The organism is Pseudomonas sp. PB103, assembly GCF_009764635.1.
GTDB lineage: Bacteria > Pseudomonadota > Gammaproteobacteria > Pseudomonadales > Pseudomonadaceae > Aquipseudomonas.
The window spans coordinates 21814-28797 of sequence record NZ_RWIL01000107.1; the positions used below are offsets into that span (position 1 = coordinate 21814).

Below are 6984 nucleotides of genomic sequence, written 5' to 3' on the forward strand. Positions count from 1 at the left end.
CGCTCCTCAGGAATGCGCTTGAGACAATTTGCCGGTGGCTTCAATACCGCCGTTGGTTGGCGGCTCTTTGAGTACCACACGTTTGATCGGGCCAACGATGACCAGGTAGCTGAACACCGCCACCAGTGCGTTGGCACCGACGAACACCAGCGCCCATTTGAACGAACCGGTGGAGCTGATGATGTAGCCAATCACGATCGGCGTGGTGATCGAAGCGATGTTGCCGAAGGTGTTGAACAGGCCACCGCTCAGACCGGCGATCTGTTTTGGCGAGGTGTCGGAGACCACCGCCCAACCGAGTGCGCCAACGCCTTTGCCGAAGAAGGCCAGGGCCATGAAGCCGACGACCATCCATTCCACATCAACATAGTTGCAGGCCACGATGCTGCTGGAAACCAGCAAGCCGGCGATGATCGGCGCTTTGCGGGCGAAGGTCAGCGAGTGGCCCTTGCGCAGCAGATAATCGGAAATCACCCCGCCAAGCACACCACCGATAAACCCGCAGATCGCCGGCAACGAAGCGATGAAACCGGCCTTGAGAATGGTCATGCCACGCTCTTGCACCAGGTACACCGGGAACCAGGTCAGGAAGAAATAGGTGATGCCGTTGATGCAGTACTGGCCCAGATACACGCCGAGCATCATGCGGTTGGTCAGCAACTGACGGATGTAGTCCCATTTCGGGCCGTCGGCTTTTTTGCCTTGCTTGACGTCCATGTCGACCATGCCGCCGTTGTCGGCGATGAACTGCACTTCGGCTTCGTTGGCCAGCGGGTGTTGACGCGGGCTGTGGATAACCTTAAGCCAGATGCCCGAGAAGACGATGCCGAACACGCCCATGACAATGAACACATGTTCCCAGCCGAAGGAGTAAACAATCCAGCCCATCAGCGGTGCAAACAACACGGTGGCAAAGTATTGCGCCGAGTTGAAGATCGCCGAAGCGGTGCCGCGTTCAGCGGTCGGGAACCAGGCAGCAACGATGCGCGCGTTGCCAGGGAACGACGGCGCTTCAGCCAGGCCGACCAAAAAGCGCAGCATGAACAACGCAACGATGGCGGTGGACATGCCGAATTCACCGACAAAGCCTTGCAGCACGGTGAACAGCGACCAGGTGAAAATGCTCAGGGCGTAGACTTTTTTCGAGCCGAACCGATCGAGCAGCCAGCCACCGGGAATTTGCCCGGCCACGTAGGCCCAACCGAATGCAGAGAAGATATAGCCGAGGGTAACGGCGTCGATGCCCAGATCTTTTTGCAGGCTGGAGCCGGCAATGGCGATCGTGGCGCGGTCGGCGTAGTTGATCGTGGTCACCAGAAACAGCATGAGCAAGATCAAATAGCGGACGTGAGTCGGCTTGGACGATTGCATGTAGAGGTACTCCCACTGATTATTTTTATGCGCGGGTGAATCTTCTTTGGTCCCGGTATTCCGGGTATTCCCTGTATCACGGGGATGTCCGTGTTCGGGTGCACCCTGTATTACGGGGTATCCGTATTTCGGGTTCCCTGTAGGAGCTGCCGAAGGCTGCGATCTTTTGATCTTGACCTTGAAAACAGGATCAAAAGATCGCAGCCTGCGGCAGCTCCTACAGGGATTGCGGTGTCAGGGTCGACACCGCGTGCTGCATTCAGGAGCCGATGTAGCTGGTCTTCACGACCGTGTAGAACTCTTGCGCATAGCGGCCTTGCTCACGTGAGCCATAGGATGAACCCTTACGGCCACCGAACGGAACGTGATAATCGACGCCGGCCGTCGGCAGGTTGACCATGACCATCCCGGCCTGGGAGTGCCGCTTGAAGTGGTTGGCGTACTTCAGCGAAGTCGTCGCGATACCCGCCGACAAACCGAACTCGGTGTCGTTGGCCATCGCCAGCGCCGCGTCGTAATCGGCCACGCGAACAATGTTGGCCACCGGCCCGAAAATCTCTTCACGGCTGATGCGCATCGACGCTTCGCTGTCGGCAAACAGCGTTGGCGCGAGGAAGTAGCCTTCGGTGTCACAGGTCACCAGACCGCCACCGCTGACCAGACGTGCACCTTCGGACTGGCCGATGTCGATGTACTTCATATCCTGTTCAAGCTGCGCTTGCGAAACCACTGGACCGATGTCGGTACCGGATTTCAGCGCGTGGCCGACCTTGATCGACTTCATGCGCTCGGCCATGGCTTCAACGAACTTGTCGTGAATCCCGGCGGTGACGATCAAGCGGCTGGAAGCGGTGCAACGCTGGCCGGTGGAGTAGAACGCGCTCTGCACCGACAGCTCGACCGCTTGTTTGAGGTCGGCGTCGTCGAGAATGATTTGCGGGTTTTTGCCGCCCATTTCCAGCTGCACTTTCGCCTGACGCGACACGCAGTTAACGGCGATCTGACGACCCACGCCCACCGAACCGGTGAAGCTGATGCCGTCGACTTTCGGGCTCTGCACCAACGCATCGCCAACCACGCGGCCGCTGCCCATCACCAGGTTGAACACGCCAGCCGGGAAGCCTGCGCGGGAGATGATTTCGGCCAGTGCCCAAGCGCAACCTGGTACCAGATCGGCCGGTTTCAACACCACGCAGTTGCCGTATGCCAGCGCCGGGGCGATTTTCCACGCCGGGATCGCAATCGGGAAGTTCCACGGAGTGATCAGACCGACCACGCCCAGCGCTTCGCGGGTCACTTCAACGTTGACGCCCGGACGCACCGACGGCACGTAGTCGCCGGACAGGCGCAGGCATTCACCAGCGAAGAACTTGAAGATGTTGCCGGCGCGGGTCACTTCGCCGATGGCTTCGGGCAGGGTCTTGCCCTCTTCGCGCGCCAGCAAGGTGCCGAGTTCTTCACGACGGGCGAGGATTTCCGTGCCGACTTTATCCAGCGAATCGTGGCGAGCCTGAATGCCCGAAGTCGAGTACGCCGGGAATGCGGCGCGGGCGGCGTCGATGGCGGCGTGTACCTGCGTCAGATCGGCCTTGGCGTAGTCACCGATGGTGTCGCTGAGTTCGGACGGGTTGATGTTGGCCGAGTAGTCGGCACCGGCAACCCATTCACCGTTGATGTAGTTGTCATAGCGTTTTGCAGTTGTCACAGGGGCAGCCCTCACATCTCAAAGCCTTCACGCAAAAAGCCGCTGATTGCTCAGCGGCCTCGGTTTCATCGGGTGTTACTGCGCACCCTGCTTGTCGATCAGGGCGGCGAGCATTTCATACTCTTCGCGCGTCAGATCGGTCAGCGGCGCCCGCACCGGGCCTGCGTCATAACCGGCGATTTTTGCGCCTGCCTTGACGATGCTCACGGCATAACCGGCCTTGCGGTTGCGGATGTCGAGGTACGGCAGGAAGAAGTCGTCGATGATCTTGCCGACGGTGGCGTGATCTTCACGGGCGATCGCGTGGTAGAAGTCCATCGCGGTTTTCGGGATGAAGTTGAACACCGCCGAGGAGTAGACCGGAACGCCCAGCGCCTTGTAGGCAGCGGCGTAGACTTCGGCGGTCGGCAGGCCACCCAGGTAGGTGAAGCGATCACCGAGGCGGCGACGGATCGACACCATCAACTCGATATCGCCCAGACCGTCCTTGTAGCCGATCAGGTTCGGGCAGCGCTCGGCCAGACGTTCCAGCAGCGGCGCGGTCAGGCGGCAGACGTTGCGGTTGTAGACAACCACGCCGATGTTGACCGATTTGCACACGGCTTCAACGTGGTCGGCAACGCCGTCCTGGCTGGCTTCGGTCAGGTAGTGCGGCAGCAGCAACAGACCTTTGGCGCCCAGACGCTCGGCTTCCTGAGCGTACTCGATGGCCTGACGGGTCGAACCGCCAACACCGGCGAGGATCGGCACGCTGGTGGCACAGGTGTCGACGGCAGTTTTGATGATTTCCGAATATTCGCTGGCCGCCAGGGAGAAAAACTCACCGGTGCCACCTGCGGCGAACAGCGCCGAGGCGCCGTATGGGGCCAGCCATTCCAGACGCTTTATGTAGCCCGCGCGGTTGAAATCACCCTGCGCGTTGAAATCGGTCACCGGGAAAGACAACAGACCGGTAGAGAGGATGGACTTCAGTTCTTGTGGATTCATTATTCGAACACCCTGGTAGCGACGTTTTATTGTGATTGAACCGTTCAGCCTTCGCCGAAGTTGTAGGTCATCGTACAACTTAAAAAATAACCGTCAACTGCATTTCATCGCCGGCGCAATCCTGTGGGTAGGACTCTGCTTAGCTTGACGTAGGAAATCTCTGGGCTAGGCTCACGAAAACTGTACAGATAAACAGTATTAATTTTCTTTCAAGGCATATCAAGGAGTCAGAAATGTCAGACCTAAAAGCACAAAACGCGGACGAGAATCCGCCTCTATTGGCCCGATTCGAAGATTTGTTCACTGAGACTGGTGTCGCGATCAATGACACGACGCCTCATCTGGTGTTGCACATCGCCGATTCGAAAACGGAGCCCCCTCTTCCAACCACCGCCATAAAGCCCCCGAGAAAAAAAGGCCTGTCGTTCTATTTCGAGACGTTTGAGCACATGGCCATTGGCGATGATGTGCTGTTGCGCTTTAGCGAAGACGACGTGCCGAAACGCGCCAGCAATATCAAATTGCACTTGGTCAACGGACTGGCGTTGACCTACGGCCAAGTATTGGCACTGGGCGGGGACTTCTACGGTATTGCGGATCGGCCGATCTGCGACGGCACCACAGGCCCTGATCGCCGGTCGCGCTTTACCGCAGCGTTCAACTCTCTGGGCGTTTTACCGAGCTCGGTGGCAGAGGTTGAGAAAATCCTCAACGTAGCGCAAAAAGAGGCCAATGCCGTCGCGCAGGCCATCAGGGACGGCAAAGAAGCCGAACAAGCTTACGCCGCCTTAGGTGATACGTTGTCCGAAGAGTGGAACCGGATAACCGGCGGTGGCAGCGTGTTCTCGGACCTGTTCCCGCTGGGGCGCTATTTGAAGCTGGCCGCCAACAACGCTGACCATTTCGGTCATTGGGCAATCCTGGCATACATCGCCGGCCACGGTGCCGCGCTGCAACACGCGGCAACGGCTCACGCCAGCCAGGATCGGAAAATCCTCGAACAGGCGTATGCGATGAACGCCTTTGCCGATCACTTCCTGACCGACCTTTTCGCTTCCGGCCATCTGCGCGTGCCACGCAAGGAGCTTGCGGAACAAGTGACACCGGGCGATCTGGGTTCGCTGATCTCGCGATTCATGCACGACGAGGACAACAAGTACGGGCTCAAGGTGCGCAACAGCCTGGGAGAGCAATGGCGCGCGTATGGCGACAAGCGCTATTTCGATTTGCTCGATGAAGCCCGATTCCCCATCACACTTGCGGTGCAGGCATCTGCCGATGAGGTCTTCAGCGCATATGCCAGCGGCACGGTATTGGACGAGCGCGGCTTCACGGCCCTGCAACACCTGCCTGATCTGAACGCCGTACTGACCCCGGCCGGCAACTTTTCGCCGTTGTTTCGCCTCGAGGGCGGCAAGGTGTTGCGGCGCAAGGACGTCAACAATCTGAACGACACGGCCACCGTCGACGACTGGTGGGGCTGGAGCACGTACCTGCTGCTCAAGGACTACAAACCCACCGGCAACACAAATTGAGGGACGCTGAGATGACGATCAGATTGAAAGTGCAACTGGCTTCGGGACAGTCCCTTGAGAATGCGCCACTGGAGTTGCTGGCGGATGGCAAGCCGATTGCGCGAGCGACTGTGGATAAAGACGGGAGGGTGACGTTTGATGCGTCGCCGGGTAAAGGAACGCTGGCAGTGAGGGTGGATCGCTCGATCATGCAGCGCTGAATCCAAGGGCCCCTTCGCTGGCAAGCCAGCTCCCACACGGATTGATGCCGTGCGCAAAAACGGCTTAACAAATGACCGCTGTGGAAAGTGGCTTGCCAGCCCTCACACTGATTGAGGTGGTACACAAAACCCGCTTCAACACATGCCCCTGTGGGAGCTGGCTTGCCAGCGATAGCGGTGTGTCAGATTGAGGTGGTACACAAAACCCGCTTCAACACATGCCCCTGTGGGAGCTGGCTTGCCAGCGATAGCGGTGTGTCAGACCCCACAACGCATGAGCAGAAAGCTCAACCCCGCTGCGCCTGCGCCTCTTCATGGGCCTGGCGCAACCGTTCGCGGCTATTAGTCAGATGCAATCGCATCGCCGCCCTTGCCGCATCGGAATCCTGCCGGGCAATCGCCTCATAAATCTCCTCATGCTCACGGCTCAGGCGATTCATGTAGCGCTGCTGATCATCATGTGCCAGTCGTGCGGAATTCAACCGCGTACGCGGAATGATGCTGGTGCCCAGGTGGGTCATGATGTCGGTGAAGTAGCGGTTGCCGGTCGACAGCGCGATTTCCAGGTGGAAGGCGAAGTCGGACGCGACCGCATCACTGGCGTGGGCGACGCTGTCGTTCAATGCATCGAGAGCGGCGCGCATGGTTGCCAGTTGCTCAGGGCTGCGGCGTTGCGCGGCGAGGCCGGCGGACTCGACTTCGAGGCTGATGCGCAGTTCGAGAATCGCCAACACATCCCGCAACGTAACAACCGTGGCCGGGTCGATACGGAAGCCGCTCGGGCTCGGCGTGTCGAGCACAAACGTGCCGATGCCATGGCGGGTTTCCACTTGGCCTGCAGCCTGCAAACGGGAAATCGCCTCGCGCACCACGGTGCGGCTGACGCCATGGGCTTCCATGATTGCCGACTCGGTCGGCAGCTTGTCGCCACGCTTGAGCAGACCATCGCGGATCTGCTCGCTCAGCACCGTCACCAGTTCCTGGGCCAGGCTGCGGCGCTTACGTGGGAGGCGCGGGGTGTCGATCAGGTTTTCCATGGTCTGCATCTTGTCTCGAAAATTCGGCTTGGGCTGCATCATAGCTCAAGCAAGTTGTACGATCACTTTCAACACGACGTTCCTGTAGGAGCTGCCGAAGGCTGCGATCTTTTGATCTTGACCTTTTAGAATCAAAAGATCGCAGCCTT

The 6984-nt window shown here is 59.0% G+C and carries 5 protein-coding genes and 1 pseudogene; 2 read left to right on the forward strand and 4 right to left on the reverse strand.

The window, feature by feature from the left end; genetic code table 11:
* Positions 1-6: 6 nt before the first annotated feature.
* From EJA70_RS19275 to kdgD, 3 genes and pseudogenes are all read right to left on the reverse strand, one after another.
* Positions 7-1401 (reverse strand): annotated as a pseudogene (locus EJA70_RS19275) (MFS transporter); the annotation flags it as partial.
* Positions 1402-1630: 229 nt separating this feature from the next.
* Positions 1631-3076, reverse strand: a complete 1446-nt coding sequence (locus tag EJA70_RS19280) for an aldehyde dehydrogenase family protein (RefSeq protein WP_123375760.1) — start codon at positions 3074-3076, stop codon at positions 1631-1633.
* Positions 3077-3151: 75 nt separating this feature from the next.
* Positions 3152-4063 carry a 5-dehydro-4-deoxyglucarate dehydratase gene (kdgD, locus tag EJA70_RS19285; RefSeq protein ID WP_008086619.1) on the reverse strand — a complete coding sequence of 304 codons (912 nt, stop codon included), beginning with the start codon at positions 4061-4063 and terminating at the stop codon, positions 3152-3154.
* Between the two features lie 233 nt (positions 4064-4296).
* Here kdgD and EJA70_RS19290 point away from each other — a divergent pair, with 233 nt between their 5' ends.
* Together EJA70_RS19290 and EJA70_RS19295 are read left to right on the forward strand one after the other, a co-directional pair.
* A complete protein-coding gene (locus tag EJA70_RS19290) occupies positions 4297-5598 on the forward strand; it encodes a phospholipase (protein WP_158832798.1) in 1302 nt (433 codons plus the stop codon).
* 11 nt (positions 5599-5609) lie between these two features.
* Positions 5610-5798 carry a hypothetical protein gene (locus tag EJA70_RS19295; RefSeq protein WP_158832800.1) on the forward strand — a complete coding sequence of 63 codons (189 nt, stop codon included), beginning with the start codon at positions 5610-5612 and terminating at the stop codon, positions 5796-5798.
* 287 nt (positions 5799-6085) lie between these two features.
* Here EJA70_RS19295 and EJA70_RS19300 read toward each other — a convergent pair whose 3' ends face one another.
* Positions 6086-6835: a FadR/GntR family transcriptional regulator gene (locus tag EJA70_RS19300; protein WP_178116918.1), complete on the reverse strand. Its 750-nt coding sequence runs from the start codon at positions 6833-6835 to the stop codon at positions 6086-6088.
* Between the last annotated feature and the right edge of the window lie 149 nt (positions 6836-6984).